The organism is Enhydrobacter sp. (assembly GCF_030246845.1).
In the GTDB taxonomy this organism is placed as follows: Bacteria; Pseudomonadota; Alphaproteobacteria; order Reyranellales; family Reyranellaceae; genus Reyranella.
The window spans coordinates 256,905-271,110 of record NZ_CP126889.1; the positions used below are offsets into that span (position 1 = coordinate 256,905).

General features: G+C 69.2%; 16 protein-coding genes. 6 read left to right on the forward strand and 10 right to left on the reverse strand.

Annotated features, from left to right (window positions below; genetic code table 11):
* Window positions 1-138: 138 nt before the first annotated feature.
* The 8 genes from OJF58_RS01415 to OJF58_RS01450 form a co-directional block, all read right to left on the reverse strand.
* Entirely contained in the window at window positions 139-393 is a 255-nt protein-coding gene (locus tag OJF58_RS01415; protein WP_300781285.1) for a helix-turn-helix transcriptional regulator, read from the reverse strand.
* Window positions 394-422: 29 nt separating this feature from the next.
* Window positions 423-620: a type II toxin-antitoxin system RelE/ParE family toxin gene (locus OJF58_RS01420; RefSeq protein WP_300781286.1), complete on the reverse strand. Its 198-nt coding sequence runs from the start codon at window positions 618-620 to the stop codon at window positions 423-425.
* Between the two features lie 179 nt (window positions 621-799).
* Window positions 800-1,612, reverse strand: coding sequence for a formate dehydrogenase accessory sulfurtransferase FdhD (fdhD, locus tag OJF58_RS01425; RefSeq protein WP_300781288.1), 813 nt, complete (start codon window positions 1,610-1,612; stop codon window positions 800-802).
* A gap of 6 nt (window positions 1,613-1,618) precedes the next feature.
* Window positions 1,619-2,089, reverse strand: coding sequence for a DUF992 domain-containing protein (locus tag OJF58_RS01430; protein ID WP_300781289.1), 471 nt, complete (start codon window positions 2,087-2,089; stop codon window positions 1,619-1,621).
* Between the two features lie 106 nt (window positions 2,090-2,195).
* Window positions 2,196-2,585, reverse strand: coding sequence for a hypothetical protein (locus tag OJF58_RS01435; RefSeq protein ID WP_300781290.1), 390 nt, complete (start codon window positions 2,583-2,585; stop codon window positions 2,196-2,198).
* Window positions 2,586-2,979: 394 nt separating this feature from the next.
* Window positions 2,980-4,314, reverse strand: a complete 1,335-nt coding sequence (locus tag OJF58_RS01440; protein ID WP_300781291.1) for an extracellular solute-binding protein — start codon at window positions 4,312-4,314, stop codon at window positions 2,980-2,982.
* Window positions 4,315-4,431: 117 nt separating this feature from the next.
* Window positions 4,432-5,061: a MarC family protein gene (locus tag OJF58_RS01445; RefSeq protein WP_300781292.1), complete on the reverse strand. Its 630-nt coding sequence runs from the start codon at window positions 5,059-5,061 to the stop codon at window positions 4,432-4,434.
* Window positions 5,062-5,111: 50 nt separating this feature from the next.
* On the reverse strand, window positions 5,112-5,264 hold the full coding sequence (locus OJF58_RS01450; protein ID WP_300781294.1) for a hypothetical protein: 153 nt from the start codon (window positions 5,262-5,264) through the stop codon (window positions 5,112-5,114).
* Between the two features lie 305 nt (window positions 5,265-5,569).
* Between OJF58_RS01450 and OJF58_RS01455 the strand changes: the two genes are divergently transcribed.
* A complete protein-coding gene (locus tag OJF58_RS01455) occupies window positions 5,570-6,919 on the forward strand; it encodes an NAD(P)/FAD-dependent oxidoreductase (RefSeq protein WP_300781295.1) in 1,350 nt (449 codons plus the stop codon).
* A gap of 70 nt (window positions 6,920-6,989) precedes the next feature.
* Here OJF58_RS01455 and OJF58_RS01460 read toward each other — a convergent pair whose 3' ends face one another.
* Window positions 6,990-7,175, reverse strand: a complete 186-nt coding sequence (locus tag OJF58_RS01460) for a hypothetical protein (RefSeq protein WP_300781296.1) — start codon at window positions 7,173-7,175, stop codon at window positions 6,990-6,992.
* Window positions 7,176-7,407: 232 nt separating this feature from the next.
* On the opposite strand from OJF58_RS01460, the gene OJF58_RS01465 reads away from it, so the two are divergent.
* The 3 genes from OJF58_RS01465 to OJF58_RS01475 all read left to right on the forward strand — a co-directional run bounded on the left by OJF58_RS01465 (window position 7,408) and on the right by OJF58_RS01475 (window position 10,162).
* Complete coding sequence (locus OJF58_RS01465; RefSeq protein WP_300781297.1) at window positions 7,408-7,998, forward strand: hypothetical protein; 591 nt, start codon at window positions 7,408-7,410, stop codon at window positions 7,996-7,998.
* 177 nt (window positions 7,999-8,175) lie between these two features.
* Window positions 8,176-9,633, forward strand: coding sequence for an amidase (locus OJF58_RS01470; protein WP_300781298.1), 1,458 nt, complete (start codon window positions 8,176-8,178; stop codon window positions 9,631-9,633).
* A gap of 13 nt (window positions 9,634-9,646) precedes the next feature.
* Window positions 9,647-10,162 carry an adenine phosphoribosyltransferase gene (locus OJF58_RS01475; protein ID WP_300781299.1) on the forward strand — a complete coding sequence of 172 codons (516 nt, stop codon included), beginning with the start codon at window positions 9,647-9,649 and terminating at the stop codon, window positions 10,160-10,162.
* Between the two features lie 93 nt (window positions 10,163-10,255).
* Here the strand turns inward: OJF58_RS01475 and OJF58_RS01480 are convergent, their stop codons facing one another.
* Window positions 10,256-10,855 (reverse strand): hypothetical protein, encoded by a 600-nt coding sequence (locus tag OJF58_RS01480; protein WP_300781300.1) that lies wholly within the window; start codon window positions 10,853-10,855, stop codon window positions 10,256-10,258.
* Window positions 10,856-11,144: 289 nt separating this feature from the next.
* On the opposite strand from OJF58_RS01480, the gene OJF58_RS01485 reads away from it, so the two are divergent.
* The gene (locus OJF58_RS01485; RefSeq protein WP_300781302.1) at window positions 11,145-12,233 is read left to right on the forward strand and encodes a M14 family metallopeptidase; all 1,089 of its coding nucleotides are present in this window, start codon (window positions 11,145-11,147) and stop codon (window positions 12,231-12,233) included.
* Window positions 12,234-12,272: 39 nt separating this feature from the next.
* Window positions 12,273-14,087, forward strand: a complete 1,815-nt coding sequence (locus OJF58_RS01490) for a cyclic nucleotide-binding and patatin-like phospholipase domain-containing protein (protein ID WP_300781304.1) — start codon at window positions 12,273-12,275, stop codon at window positions 14,085-14,087.
* Window positions 14,088-14,206: the final 119 nt, after the last annotated feature.

The window sequence follows — 14,206 nt, forward strand, 5'->3', positions numbered from 1 at the left end:
CGCGCAGTTCCGCAAATTACGCTCGACCGTGGCGACACGAAAGCTGCGGCCCACGAACACGGCCACCAACCGTTCGATCAGCGTCGATCTTGCCGGCATTCTTCCAGCCAGCGATGCTGAATACACCTTTCCCGCAAGTCACGCGGCTTCCAGCTCGACATGCACACGACGGCCAAGCGCCGTAGCGATATTCACCAGAGCATCGAGCGAGAAGCGCGAAATGCGGCCACGCAACAGGTCGTTGATGCGCGGTTGAGTGACGCCGCAATGCGCGGCAGCCTCGGCCTGCTTCCAACCCTTCGCCTCGATGACCTCGGCGATCTGCATCATCAACTCCGCCCGCATGCGTAGATTGGCCGCTTCCTCGGCCGTATCGGCGACGGCATCCCACACGCTATCGAAGGACTTGGATTTGGACCTGGTCATCGGGCACCTCGTACAAGATCGGCGAAGCGGGACCGGGCAAGCTCGATGTCGCGCTTGCTGGTCGCCTGCGCCTTCTTCTGGAAGCAGTGCAGCACGTAGACGGCGTTGATCAGCCTTGCGGTATAGATCACTCGATAGGTTCCCGAGTCGTCCCATACCCTGATTTTCTCCACGCCTTTGCCGATGGAAGGCATTGGTTTGAAGTCATCGGCTGTTGTCCACGTTGCACCTTATCCAGTTGATAGCCCGCGTCCTGACGGGCGGCCGCTGGGAACTCGCGTAAACATCCGAGCGAGTCATCCAGAAATCGAAGGGCCCCCATTATATCCAATCGGATATAAAAGCCAACTCGCTCTGTTGCCCTGACCCATTGTCACGCCGCGATCCGCTCCGGGTGGGTGTAGACGGTGAGGCGGCCGTCGCGGACGAAGGCGACCAGGGCAAGGCCCGCCTCGTCGGCGGTCTCGATGGCGAGCGAGGTGGGGGCCGAGACGGCGGCGATCGCCGCGGCGCCGAGGACGGCCGCCTTCTGCACCATCTCGTAGGAGCAGCGGCTGGTGACGACGACGAAGCCGCCTGCCGCCGGCGCTTCGCCCGATTTCGCCAGCGCGCCCGCGAGCTTGTCGAGCGCATTGTGCCGGCCGACATCCTCGCGCACCGCCACCAGCGTGCCGTCGGGCGCCGCCCAGCCGGCAGCATGGGTGGCGCCGTTCTCGCGGTTCAGCCGCTGGGCAGCCGGCAGCGCCGCCATCGCCCGGGCGATCGCCGCGCGCGACACCGGCGCGCGGGCGGCGACCGGCGGAACCGTGCGCAGGGCGGCCTCCAAGCTCTCGACGCCGCACAGGCCGCAGCCGGTGCGGCCGGCCAAATTGCGCCGGCGTTCGCGCAGCACGGCGAGCCGGCTGGCCGCGATCTCCAGCCGCACCTCGATGCCGCGGCCGGCCGGCTCGACCTCGATGTCGTAGATCTCGGATGGCTTGTCGACGATGCCCTCGGTGAGCGAGAAGCCGCGCGCCAGGTCCTCGAGGTCGCGGGGCGTCGCCATCATCACGGCATGGCCGAGCCCATTGTAGACCAGCGCGACCGCGACCTCCTCGGCCACGACCTCGTCCGACGCCTCGTCGCCCGCGGCGGTGAGGCGATGGGCGGAGCGATGGATCGAGCCGCGATCCTCGATGCCCTGCACCGCGGATCAGGAACCGGCCTGCAGGGCCACTTCCGCGACGCCCTCGGCCAGATTGAGGCCGGCTCGCCCGGGGACCTGCACCGGCGCCAGCGCGATCATCTTGTTGGCATGATCGACCAGCATCGCGCGCTCGGGCGGGCGGCCCTCCACCAGGGGCGGCGTGCCGCGGCCGAACTCGCCCGCGAGTCCGCCTGCCTCGAGCGGCTCCGGCGCATAGACCAGCCACACGATATGGTGTGCCTGGTCGGCCAGGATGGCCTTGGCGCCGAAACGCTTGATCGCCGCGCGATAGGCCTCGGCCTTGCCGTCGCTGCGAGCGAACAGGCACTCGAGTTCGCGCGGCGCGCTACCGGCCAAGGTGCAGGTGAGCGAGCCCACATTGACGCTCGACTCGCTCTCGGCATGAGTCTGGGCATAGAAGGCGGCGCCGCCTACCAGCGCCGCCGCGCCCAGCATCGCGAAGACCGTTCGCCGCATTGCTTCCTCCGCCTTCCGACGAGGCTCCCACACGGCCAAACTACGCCCTCGCGACGATTTGTCCAAGGGCCTGAGGCCATGGCCTCCCCCTGGCGTCGGTGGAAGATCAGGCCGTGGGCCGCAGCGAAACGGCGGCAGGCGCGCGGGCGGGACGGGCCGCCGGCGTCCAGGTGAGCAGCCGCCGCAGCAGCCAGATCGCCAGCCGCCGCACCGGACCCGGCGGCGCGAAGTGCGAGGCGAACTCGCGGTTGATCTCGAACGGCCGCCAGTAGGTCGCCTGCCACTCGCAATAGGCGGTGTGGAAGGCCCGGCTCTGCTCCGGCGAGGCGCGCAGCAGCGAGCAGTCGCAGGCCGCCTCGATGCGCACGTCGTCGTCGGCAAGGAAGCGGAATCTGTGCCGGCTGCTCAGGTGGTGCAGCGTGTTGTCGGAGAACTCGAACTCCTCGGGACGCGAACGCAGGGCGGTGATTGCCGGAGCAAGTTCCAGGTAGGTCATCGAAGCACTCCTGTCGTTACCGGCTGATCAACGCCGAACGGCCGCCTTTGGTTACGGCGGTCCGCCTTCTCCTTCGTGTTGGAAGTGGTGTCATCCGACGTACAGCCGTGTCATTCCGAGCGAAGGCAGGACTCCTCGGTCGGCATCGGCCAAGGATCCCTCGCTCCGCTCGGGATGACACCGTCTTCTGCAATCCAGGCCCTGACTGTTCCGGGCCGGGTCGCCTCGCGGCCATGCCGCGCTGGCGGCCATCCGTCGTGTGGTTGCGAACGCACGTCGTGTCATTCCGAGCGAAGCGAGGAATCCTCGGTGGTCGTCATCGGCCAAGGATCCTTCGCGATGCTCGGGATGACACCGTCGTCCACGAGCCATGCCCTACCTCTTCCGGGTAGGATCAGGTCCGCTTCAGGCCCTCGAGCTCGCTCGCCGCCCAGGCCAGGGTCTTCTCCATCGGCTCGCCCTTGAGCTGGCGGACGATCATCTGGCTCTGAAAAGCCTGCGCCCACATCTGCGCGGCGATCAGCGGCGGGGCCGGCGAGCAGACCACGCCCGCCTTCTGGTCGCCGCCCTTGATCGGGTAGTGGTAGAGCGTGCCTTTGGGCGGCCCCTCCTCCTCCCAGGTCTTGAAGTCGTTGAACTTCGGGTAGGGCGGGATGTCGTAGCCCTGGCTCGCCGCCACCTGCTTCTCGGCCACCGGGCGCATCGCGAGGTACTCCAGCAGGCTCTTGGCCGCCGGCTTGTTCTTGGAGAAGCTCCACAGCCCGTAGAAGCGCGGCAGGACCGGGTTGAAGCGGCCCTTCGGCCCCTTGGGGAAGCCGATCGTCCAGCACTTCTCGGCGACCTGCGGCGCGTCGCGCTTGCTCACCGCCCAGGCGCTGGGCGGATTGAAGATCAGCGCCCCCTTGCCGGACAGCAGCCACTTGTTGTTCGAGGCGTCGTCCCAGGCCGGCGCGTCGGCCGGACAGAAGGCGGCGAGCTTCTTGCCGTACTCGAGCACCTGGCGCACCGCGTCCGACTGCACCGTGATGTTGCCCTTGGCGTCCATCAGCTCGGCGCCGTAGGCCAGGAACAGGGCCCCGACCCACTGGTTGGTGTCGGTGGTGTTGCCGAGCGGCAGGCCGAAGCCGAAGCCCGCCTTCTGGCACTTCTCGGCCGCGACCAGGAAGCTGTCCCAGGTCCAGCTCGCGTCGTTGGGCGGCTTGCCGGCGGGGTAGAGCGCCTGCACGTCGACCCCGGCGTGCTCCTTCATCAGGTCGAAGCGCGTGCAGCAGCCCAGCAGCAGCGTGCCGCGCGTCATCGGCACGCCCGCCCAGCGGCCCTCGAACTTGCCGAGATACTCGACCGCGGGATCGATCGGGCCGTTCTTGGCCACGATGTTCTTCACCACGTCGTCGACCGGCTCCAGCCCGGCGCTGTACTGGGCCGCTTCCCAGTTGGTGAACTCCATGATGTCGTGGCCCGACTTGGCCTGCGATTCCGCCGCCAGCGTGATCAGGAGCTTGTTGCCCTGGCTGGTGATGTAGTCGACCTTGACCTCGACCTTCTCGCGATCGGCCCATTCCTTGATGATCGCCGACTGCACATCGTTGGCGCCGGGGACCCAGTGGTCCCAAAGCCCGATGCTCAGGCTACCGGCGGCATTCGCCCGGCGCACGAACGGCGCGCCGACCATCCCCGCGACCGCCGTCGCGGCCATCAGCCGCCGGCGCGACAACTTCCCGACCCGCATGACATCGCCTCCCCGGAAGGAACGCTGGTGCACGCAAAGCTACGAAGACTGACCAATTGTGACGCTGAGGGCGCGGAGCTTAGCCTCTTTGCCGCCGGCGCGCCACCGCTCCCGGACTCACTTCAACAACCCTTCGGTGACGCCGTCGAACACGAACTGCATCGCCATGGCGGCGAGCAGCAGGCCGGAGATGCGGCCGACCACGTCGGTGCCGGTGACGCCCAGCAGGCGGGTGAGCCGCTCGACCATCGCGTAGGCCGCGAGCGTGATCGCGAGGCAGAGGGCCAGTACCAGCAGGATGCCGATCTGGAGGGCGAGACTGCTGCGGGCATTGCTCATCAGCAGGATCACCGCCATCAGCGAGCCGGGGCCCGCGATCAGCGGAAAGGCGAGCGGAAAGACGGTGATGTCGCGCGGCGGGCGCGCCTCGGCGCGCTCCTCGGGATTGAGCGCCGAGGTGCCGGGACTCGCCGTCATGAGATTGACCGCCTCGAGGAAGAGCAGCACGCCGCCCGCCGTGCGCAGCGCCGGCAGCGAGACATGCAGCACCGCCAGCAGCCGCTCGCCGCCGAGCGCGAACACGAGGAGGACGCTGCCCGCGATCGCCACCGCGCGGCGCGCCGTGCGCCGGCGGTCGGCCGGCGTCATGCCGCCGGTCAGCGTGCCGAACACTGGCGCCGTCTCGAACGGCCCGATCGTGACCAGCAGCGTCACGAAAGCGGAGAGGAGCGTCGCGGGATCGGGCATCGGTCGCGATGCTAACGCCCCGCCCGGCAGCGACGTTTCCCCCCCCCTTGCTATCGCCGCGCGGCAAGGATCAGGTAGACGATGGCGAGCGCGATCACGGCCACGATCAGGGCGAGCCAGAAGCTGCCGCGCGGGCGGTCGGGTGCGGCGTCGCGGGCGGCATTGTCGGCCGGCCGGTCGGGTTTCCTGCGCGGGTCGGTCATGTCCTTTCAACTCGGCAGACGAGCCGCACGTTGCCCATCGGCGCGCCATCGCGCTCGACGGCGAAAAATGTCGTTACGCGATGCAATGCGTCCGGTTCCCTGCCGCCGACAAAAATATCTCTGTGGAAATTCGGCGTGCCGCGGTGGCGGCGCGGCCGGTCCTTGGCCCAGCATCGACCCTTCCGCGAAACTCCCCTTGCTTTCGCGGGCAGGGCGCCAGCGCGGGCGAAGACCTCGGGTGTGTGGGAACGCGCTGGCGCCTCACCTACGGTCCGCGCCTCGTCCAGGCCCGGTCGGGAGCGAAGATGCCCAGACAGTGCGATCTCGCGATCATCGGGACCGGCACGGCGGCCTCGGTCGCCGCCTATCGCTGCCGTGACGCCGGATGGCGGGTCGTCGTCGTGGACCATCTGCCCTTCGGCGGAACCTGCGCACTGCGCGGCTGCGATCCCAAGAAGGTGTTGGTGGGCATCGCCGAGACGCTCGACCTCGACCGTCGAATGCGCGGCAAGGGCATCGCGGCGGGGGTACCCGCGATCGACTGGCCGGCGATGATCGCGTTCAAGCGCAGCTTCACGGACCACGTGCCGCACGACCGGGCCGAGGACTTCGCGAAGAACGGCATCGACGCGCTCCATGGCCGCGCCCGCTTCACTGGTCCGCGCACCATCGAGATCGACGGCGAGTCGATCGAGGCGCGATTCGTGCTGATCGCGGCGGGCGCGGTCCCCATGCGGCTCGGGATCCCGGGCGAGGAGCACCTCGCCACCAGCACGGACTTCCTCGAGCTCGCGGCGCTGCCGCGCCGGATCGTCTTCGTCGGCGGCGGCTATATCGCCGCCGAGTTCTCCCACATCGCCGTCCGGGCCGGCGCCGAGGTGACCGTCCTGGAGCAGGCCGACGACATCCTTCCGCAATTCGATCCGGACCTGGTCGGTCTCCTCAAGAGGAAATCCGCGAGCCTGGGCGTCGATCTCCGGCTCGGCACCAAGGTCGAAGCCATCGAGAAGACCGGCGGCACCTGTCGCGTGCACCTCCGCTCGGGCGGCGCGCAGTCGTCGATCGACGCCGATCTCGTGGTGCATGCCGGCGGACGGGTGCCGGATCTCGGCGCGCTGAATCTGGCGGCGGGGCAGGTCGAGCAGGAGAAGAGCCGGCTGAAGCTGAACGAATTCCTGCAAAGCACGTCCAATCCGGCCGTCTATGCGGCGGGCGACGCCGCGTCGCGCGGCCCTCCGCTGACGCCGGTGGCGAGCCACGACGCCCGGGTGGCAGCCGCGAACATGTTGGAAGGCAACCGCGAGAGGCCGAACTATCTCGGCGTGCCGAGCGTGGTGTTCACGATCCCGCCGCTGGCGCGGGTCGGCCTCCTCGAGGCGGAGGCGCGGCGGCAGAACCGCCGGTTCCGCGTGCAGCACGAGGACACCTCGTCCTGGTACACGGCGCGGCGCGTCGCGGAGGACTGCGCCGGCTTCAAGGTGCTGGTCGAGGAAGGAAGCGATCTCGTTCTCGGGGCCCACCTCATCGGCCCGCACGCCGAGGAGGTGATCAACCTCTTCGCGCTGGCGATCCGGACGGGGCTCACCGCCACCCGGATCGGAGCGACCATCTTTGGCTATCCGACGTCGGCGTCCGACGTCGCCTACATGCTGTGAGCCCGCGCGGGCAATGGACCGTGGGCGTGTGGGAAGGCGCCGGCGCTTCACCCACGGCCCCGCGCCAGCGTCAGGCCAGGAACGCCATTGCGATCGCGAGCAGGATCGCCACGCCGGAAACGAGACGGCGCGCCGCCGGCGATCTCAGCGCCGCGCCGAGCGCGCGCGCCCGTGCCTGGCGGGCTGCCGCCATCGCCGATCCGACGGCGTCGTTCGACGAAGCGCCGACGAGCGGCGCGAAGAGCCATGTCCGCATCCTTGCTGCCTGCTGCCTGTTGCACCAAGAGTAACGCCACGGCCCCGCTTCCCCGGGGAGGTTGGCGGCGCGCAGGCTGCCGCGCGAGCCGCCGGTCGTCACGCCGGCAATGCTCGGCCCCCGGCTGCGGATTTGCCGGTTGCGGCCCCGCGCATCCTCCTCACGCAATCGTAAACGACCGTGAGGTGCCTCGGCTGGCACACTCCCGGCCCGTCACCCCGGGAGGACATCCATGAACATCGCTCGCCTCGCTCTCGCGGCCGCACTCGGCGCGTTGCTCTTCGCCTCGACCGCCTCGGCGCAGACGCGTGTGCTGATCCGCGGCACGATCAGCAAGATCGACGGCAGGACCGCGACCATCGCCACGCGCGAGGGCACACAGGCCGAGGTCAGGCTCGCCGACAAGTGGACGGTGGCGCTGGTCGAGCCGATCGCCATGACGGCGATCAAGCCCGGCGCGTTCGTCGGCATCGCCTCGCTCGGCAACGAGGCGCTCGAGGTGCTGGTCTTCCCCGAGGCGATGCGCGGCGCGGGCGAAGGGCATTATCCCTGGGACCTCAAGCCCGCCAGCATGATGACCAACGCCACGGTGGCGACGGTGGCGCAGGCGAGCGACGGCCAGACGCTGAAGCTCGACTACAAGGGCGGCACGCAGACGATCCACGTCAAGCCCGGCACGCCGGTCGTCACCTTCGCGCCCGGCCAGCAGTCCGACGCCAGGCCCGGCGCCAAGGTCTTCGTCGGCGCCATGAAGGCCGCCGATGGCACGCTCACCGCCTCCCGCCTCAATGTCGGCAAGGACGGCATGACGCCGCCGATGTGACAAGGATCCCTCGCCGTCGGCTCGGGATGACACTTCCTTTTCCATCGAGAAGGCTGTGTCATCCCCAGCGCAGCGAGGATCTTTCGCTCTGCTTGGCGATTGCGACGGTCTTGCTCCTCGCACGGGATCAAATGTGCTACGGCAATTGTCTCCTCCATTGCCGTACGGATCCCGACCATGCCTCTCGACCTGCCGTTCCAGTCCGCCAAGCAGCTCGCCGCCGCCGTGCGCAAGAAGAAGATCGGCTGCCTCGAGCTGCTCGATCTCTATCTGAAGCGGGTCGAGACGCACAATCCGAAGCTGAACGCGGTGATCGCCACCGACATCGAGGGCGCGCGCGAGCGCGCGAAGATGGCCGACGCCGCCGTGGCGGCGGGCGGCAAGCTCGGGCCGCTGCACGGCGTGCCGATGACGATCAAGGAATCGTTCGACGTCGCGGGCCTGCCCACCACCTGGGGCGATCCGGCCTTCAGGAACAGCCTCGCCGAGCGCAACGCGCTGCTCGCCCAGCGCATGGTCGATGCCGGCGTGACGCTGTTCGGCAAGACCAACGTGCCGCTGAACCTCGCCGACTGGCAGAGCTACAACGAGGTCTACGGCAGCACCAACAATCCGTGGGATCTTTCCCGCACCCCCGGCGGCTCGTCGGGCGGCTCGGGCGCGGCGCTGGCGGCCGGCCTGACCGGCATCGAGGCGGGCAGCGACATCGGCGCCTCGATCCGCAATCCCGCGCATTATTGCGGCGTGTGGGGCCACAAGCCGACCTGGAACGTGGTCTGCCCGCAGGGCCATACGCTGGGCGGCAACGTCGCCTACGGCGATATCGGCGTGGTCGGGCCGCTGGCGAGGAGCGCCGCCGACCTCGAGATCGCGATGGACGTCGTGGCCGGCCCCGACGCGATCGACGCGCGTGGCTGGAAGCTCGGCCTGCCGCGCTCGAAGAAGAAGAAGCTGGCCGACTTCAAGGTCGCGGTCCTGCTCTCCGATCCCAACGCCGAGGTCGACCACACCGTGCAGGCGGAGATCCAGAAGCTCGCCGACTTCCTCGGCACGAAGGGCGCCACCGTGAGCGACGCCGCGCGACCGGCCATCGACACGGCCGAGCTGAACGATGTCTATATCCGCCTGCTGCGCGCTGCCACCTCGGCCCGCCTGTCCGACGAGGCGTACCGGCAGGCGGTGGCCGACGCCGCGTCGCTCGCGCCCGACGACATGAGCTACTTCGCCCAGATGCAGCGCGGCAACTCGCTGTCGCACCGCACCTGGCTGCAGCTCAACGAGAAGCGCCACCGCATGCGGCTCGCCTGGGACGCCTTCTTCCGCGACTGGGACCTGATGCTTTGCCCGGTCGCAGTGACCGCGGCCTTCCCGCACGACCAGCAGGGCCTGCGCCACAAGCGCACCATCGTGGTGAACAACAAGCACCTGCCGGTCGTCGACCAGATCTTCTGGGCGGGCTATTCGTGCGTCACCTGGCTGCCGGCCACCGCGGCGCCGATCGGGCAGAGCCCCGAGGGCCTGCCGATCGGCGTGCAGATCGTCGGGCCGCAGTACGGCGACTATTCCACCATCGCCTTCGCCAAGCTGCTGGAGAAGGACTATCGCGGCTTCGTCCCGCCGCCGGGCTACAATTGATGGATCTCGAGTAATGGATCTCAGGGACCACATCCGCTCGATCCCGGATTTCCCCAAGCCCGGAATCCTGTTCTACGACATCTCGACCCTGCTGGCGCACGCCGGCGCCTGGCACGAGACGATCGAGCGGATGGCCGCCGCCGTGCGGCCGCACCGGCCCGAGCTGCTGGCCGGCATCGAATCGCGCGGCTTCCTGCTGGCCGCGCCGCTCGCACTGGCGCTCGGCACCGGCTTCGTGATGCTGCGCAAGCAGGGCAAGCTGCCCGGCATCACGGTGCGCCACACCTACGCGCTGGAATACGGCACCGACACGATCGAGATCCAGGGCGACGCGATCACGAGGGGCCAGCGCGTCGTGCTGGTCGACGACCTGCTGGCGACCGGGGGCACCATGGCCGCCGCGGTGACCCTGCTCGAACAGGTGGGCGCCGTCGTGCCGGCGGCCGCCTGCATCATCGAGCTCACCTTCCTCAACGGCCGCAAGCGCCTCCCCGTCCCCGTCGAGGCCTTGCTGCAGTACGAGAGCTGAAGGAAGGATCCCTCGCTCACGCTCGGGATGACACTGTCTTTTGGAGCAAAAGAAGCCGTGTCATCCCGAGCGTGAGCGAGGGATCTTTTGGAGTTACGGCGAATCGACGTGGCAGTGCACGGAGTCGACGAAGGTCTGGGCCGGCGGGCCCCAGATCACGAAGCCGACGCGCTCGCCGCCGGCGGTCGGCGGCAGCAGGCCGCGGGTGCGCTCGACCGCGCGGCCGCCGTTGTTGAACTCGCAGCCGATGATCGGCGAGAAGGTGCTCTTCGAGTTGTTGTCGAGGTAGAGCGTGGCGCGCCAGTAGCTGCCGGGCGTCTCGCGCAGCGACAGGTTGTCGATCTTCACCAGCGGCACCGTCGGACCGGCGTTCATGGGCACCGTGCCGACATGCCGAGTCGGCACCGACTGGTCGATCGTGCCCTGCGGGGAGACGACCTGCTTGCTGGGATCGAAGGCGGCCGAGTTGGGCCCGAGCGGCTTGCCGTCCTCGCCGACATTGGCCGGCGTCCAGACCTGGCCGGTCTTGGGATCGCGGAAGGCCGGCTCGTTGGGCATCGGCATGCTCTTCATCGCATCGAGCTGCGGCCGCGGCGCCTGCGCCAGCGCCGCCTGGCCCGCGCCGAACAGGGCGAACGCGGTCACGCCCGCGAGCGCCGTTGACGTGACGGGATGTCGGGAAATGCAGTTCATGTGTCCCCTTCCGGATCCCGGCAATTTACGTCCTCTTCCTCTCCGCCGGTAGGGTAGGGCTATCGCATATGGCGAAAAAGGCCGGTTGCAAGAAGCGGTGTCATCCTGAGCGAAGCGAAGGATCTTTTGCGATACCGATCAAAGATCCCTCGCTGCGCTCGGGATGACACGACCGGATGGTCAGGATGATCGGGATTTATTGTCGTATGCGATAGCCCTAGCCGGTAGGGGGAGAGGCCGAGTGAGGGGGCGATGCCGCCGCCATGCTACACTGCCCGCAGGAGGCGTCATGGTTTCGATTCCCGAGTGTTTTTCTGAAAGCTACGCCGAGGCGCGGGCGAAGTTCTGCGCCGCCGCGGCGGCGGCGGGCGGCGCCATCCGGTCGTGGCTCAATCCCCATGCGCGCGGCCCCGCGGGCGAGAAGCTCCATCTCGACACCGCCCGCTTCGGCCCGGCCGACGCCGGGCGCATGCTGGTGATGATCTCGAGCACGCACGGCGTCGAAGGCCACTGCGGCTCGGGAGCGCAGGTCGCCTGGCTGTGCACCGGCGGGCCGGCGGCGCTGCCGGACGACACGGGCGCGCTGCTGGTGCATGCCATCAACCCCTACGGCTTCGCCTGGACCCGCCGCGTCAACGAGGACAATGTCGACCTCAACCGCAACTTCGTCGACCACGACAAGGCCTATCCGGCGAACGAGGGCTATCGCGCCCTCGCCGACGCGATCCTGCCGCGCGACTGGAGCCCCGACTGCCTGGCCGAAAGCCAGCGCGTGCTCGAGGCCTACGCCCAGAAGCACGGCGCCTTCGCGCTGCAGGGCGCGATCTCGGGCGGCCAGCACAGCCATCCGGACGGCATCTTCTTCGGCGGGCTGAAACCCACCTGGAGCAACCGCACGATCCGCGCCATCGCGCGCGAGGAGCTGGGCCGCGCCCGTCGCGTCGGCGTGATCGACTATCACACCGGCCTCGGCCCGTTCGGCCATGGCGAACTGATCTGCACCGTGCCGCCCACCGCGAAGTCCTACGCCCGCGCCCGCGCCTGGTACGGCGAGGAGCTGACCTCGCCCGAGGACGGCACCTCGAGCTCGGCCGTCGTCACCGGCATCATGACCGACGCCTTCCCGCAGGAGCTGCCGGACGCCGAGGTGACCTCGGTAGCCATCGAGTACGGCACCTATGCCGTGCCCGACGTGCTGAACGCGGTGCGCGCCGACAACTGGCTGCACCAGCGCGGCGACCTCGCCTCGCCGGTCGGCAAGGAGATCAAGGCCGACATGAAGGAGCGCTTCTTCCCGGCCGGCGCCAAGTGGCGCGAGATGGTGTGGACGCGCGCCGACCAGACGATCGGCTGGGCCCTCAGGGGCCTCGCCGCCTGACAGCGCGGGGACGCCTGGTGAACCGGTGGTGAGGGCGTGGTGAGCGACATCGCCGACCGCGAGGATGCCGCGCGGCTGCGCCTGCGCCAGGCGCTGCACCGCGCGCCGCTGTTCGCCGACCTCGACACCAACGCCATCATCGCCGTCGAGCGCGAGCTCTCGCCGCTCGTGCTGCCGGGTGGCGCGCCGCTCTTCCACCAGGGCGATCCGGCCGATGCGATCTACGTCGTGGCGAGCGGCTGCCTCGGCGTGTTCCGGCACGACGATCGGGCGAGCCCCGAAGGACCGGCGCTGATCGCCGAGATCACGCCCGGCAACATCGTGGGCGAGATGTCGCTCCTGTCGCAGAGCAAGCGCACGCGCGACGTGGCCGCGCTGCGCGACAGCGAGGTGTGGCGGCTCGGCCGCGAGAGCTTCGATGCCCTCACCCGGCACCATCCCGAAGTGCTGCCGGCGCTGATGCGCAACGTCGCCATACGCAGCGAGCTGGGCAGCGGCAAGCGGCGGCGCCAGCCGCGCACCTTCGCCCTCCTGCCGGCAGGGCCCGATGTCTCGGCGGCGCGGTTCGCCGTGATGCTGGCGGCGGCGCTCGGCCGGATCGGCGACCAGGTGCAGATGCTGGGATCGGACTCGCTGCACGAGGAGCCGGAGTGGTTCGCCCATTGCGAGACGGTCAACACCTTCGTGCTCTATCGCGCCGATCCGACGCTGACACCGTGGACCCAGCTCTGCCTGCGCCAGGCCGACTGCCTCGTGGTGGTGCGCAGCGCCGACAACGATCTGCCGACCCGGCTGCCGTTCGAGATCGAGGCGGCGCAGCCCGGCGCCGTCTTCCATCGCCGCCGCGAGCTCGTGCTGCTGCACGAGGGCCGCGACCCGGCCCCCGGCTCGACCGCGCCGCTGCTGGCGGGCGGGCTCTACGGCCAGCATCACCACGTGCGGCTCGACCTGCAGTCCGATTTCGACCGCCTGGCCCGGCTCATCACCGGCCATGCGGTGGGCGTGGTGCTGGCCGGCGGCGGCGCGCGCGCCTTCACCCATGTCGGCGCGATCAGGGCGCTGCGCGAGAGCGGCGTGCCGATCGACCAGGCGGCCGGCACCAGCATGGGCGCCATCGTCGCCGCCGGCGTCGCCGCGCGCTGGTCGGACGAGGAGCTCGCCGAGCGCTTCCATCGCGCCTTCGTGCAGACCAACCCGCTGCGCGACTACACCTTCCCCTTCGTCTCGCTGTTCCGCGGCCGCCAGGTCACGCGGCTGTTGCGCACCGCCTTCGAGGAGAAGGACATCGAGGATCTCGTCATGCCGTTCTTCTGCGTGACGGCGAACCTCACCACCTCGACCGCCGACGTGCACCAGACCGGCCGGCTGTGGCGCTGGCTGCGCGCCTCGGTCGCGATCCCGGGCGTGCTGCCGCCCTTCAACGAGGCGGGCGAGGTGCATGTCGACGGCGGCGTGATCGACAACTTCCCGGTGCGCACCATGCGCCGGCTGGGCCGCGGCGCCACGGTCGGCGTCGACATCGACACCGGCGGCGCGCTGTCGGCGGGCGAGAACGTGCAGGACACCTTCTCGTCCTGGCAGTTCGTCCGCCGCCTCGTCTGGCGGCGGCGCGAGACGCTGCCGATTCCCTCGATCGTGCGCATCCTGCTGCGCTCGGCGCTGATCTCCAGCACCGCGCGCACCCAGCGCGACCGCGCCGCCTGCGACCTCCTGATCGTGCCGCCGGTCGAGCGCTTCGATCTGCTCGACTGGACGAGCTTCCACGCCGCCGTCGAGATCGGCTATCGCTCGACCATGGAAGCCCTCGACAACGCCCGCACCCTCCCCGTCGGCGCGCGCCTGTTCATCGCATGAGGAGAAGGATCCCTCGGCTGCGCCTCGGGATGACACGATTCCTTCGATCCAAAGGATGTGTCATCCCGAACGAAGTGAGGGATCTTTCCCGATCATGCATACATCGCGTGAGGAGAAGG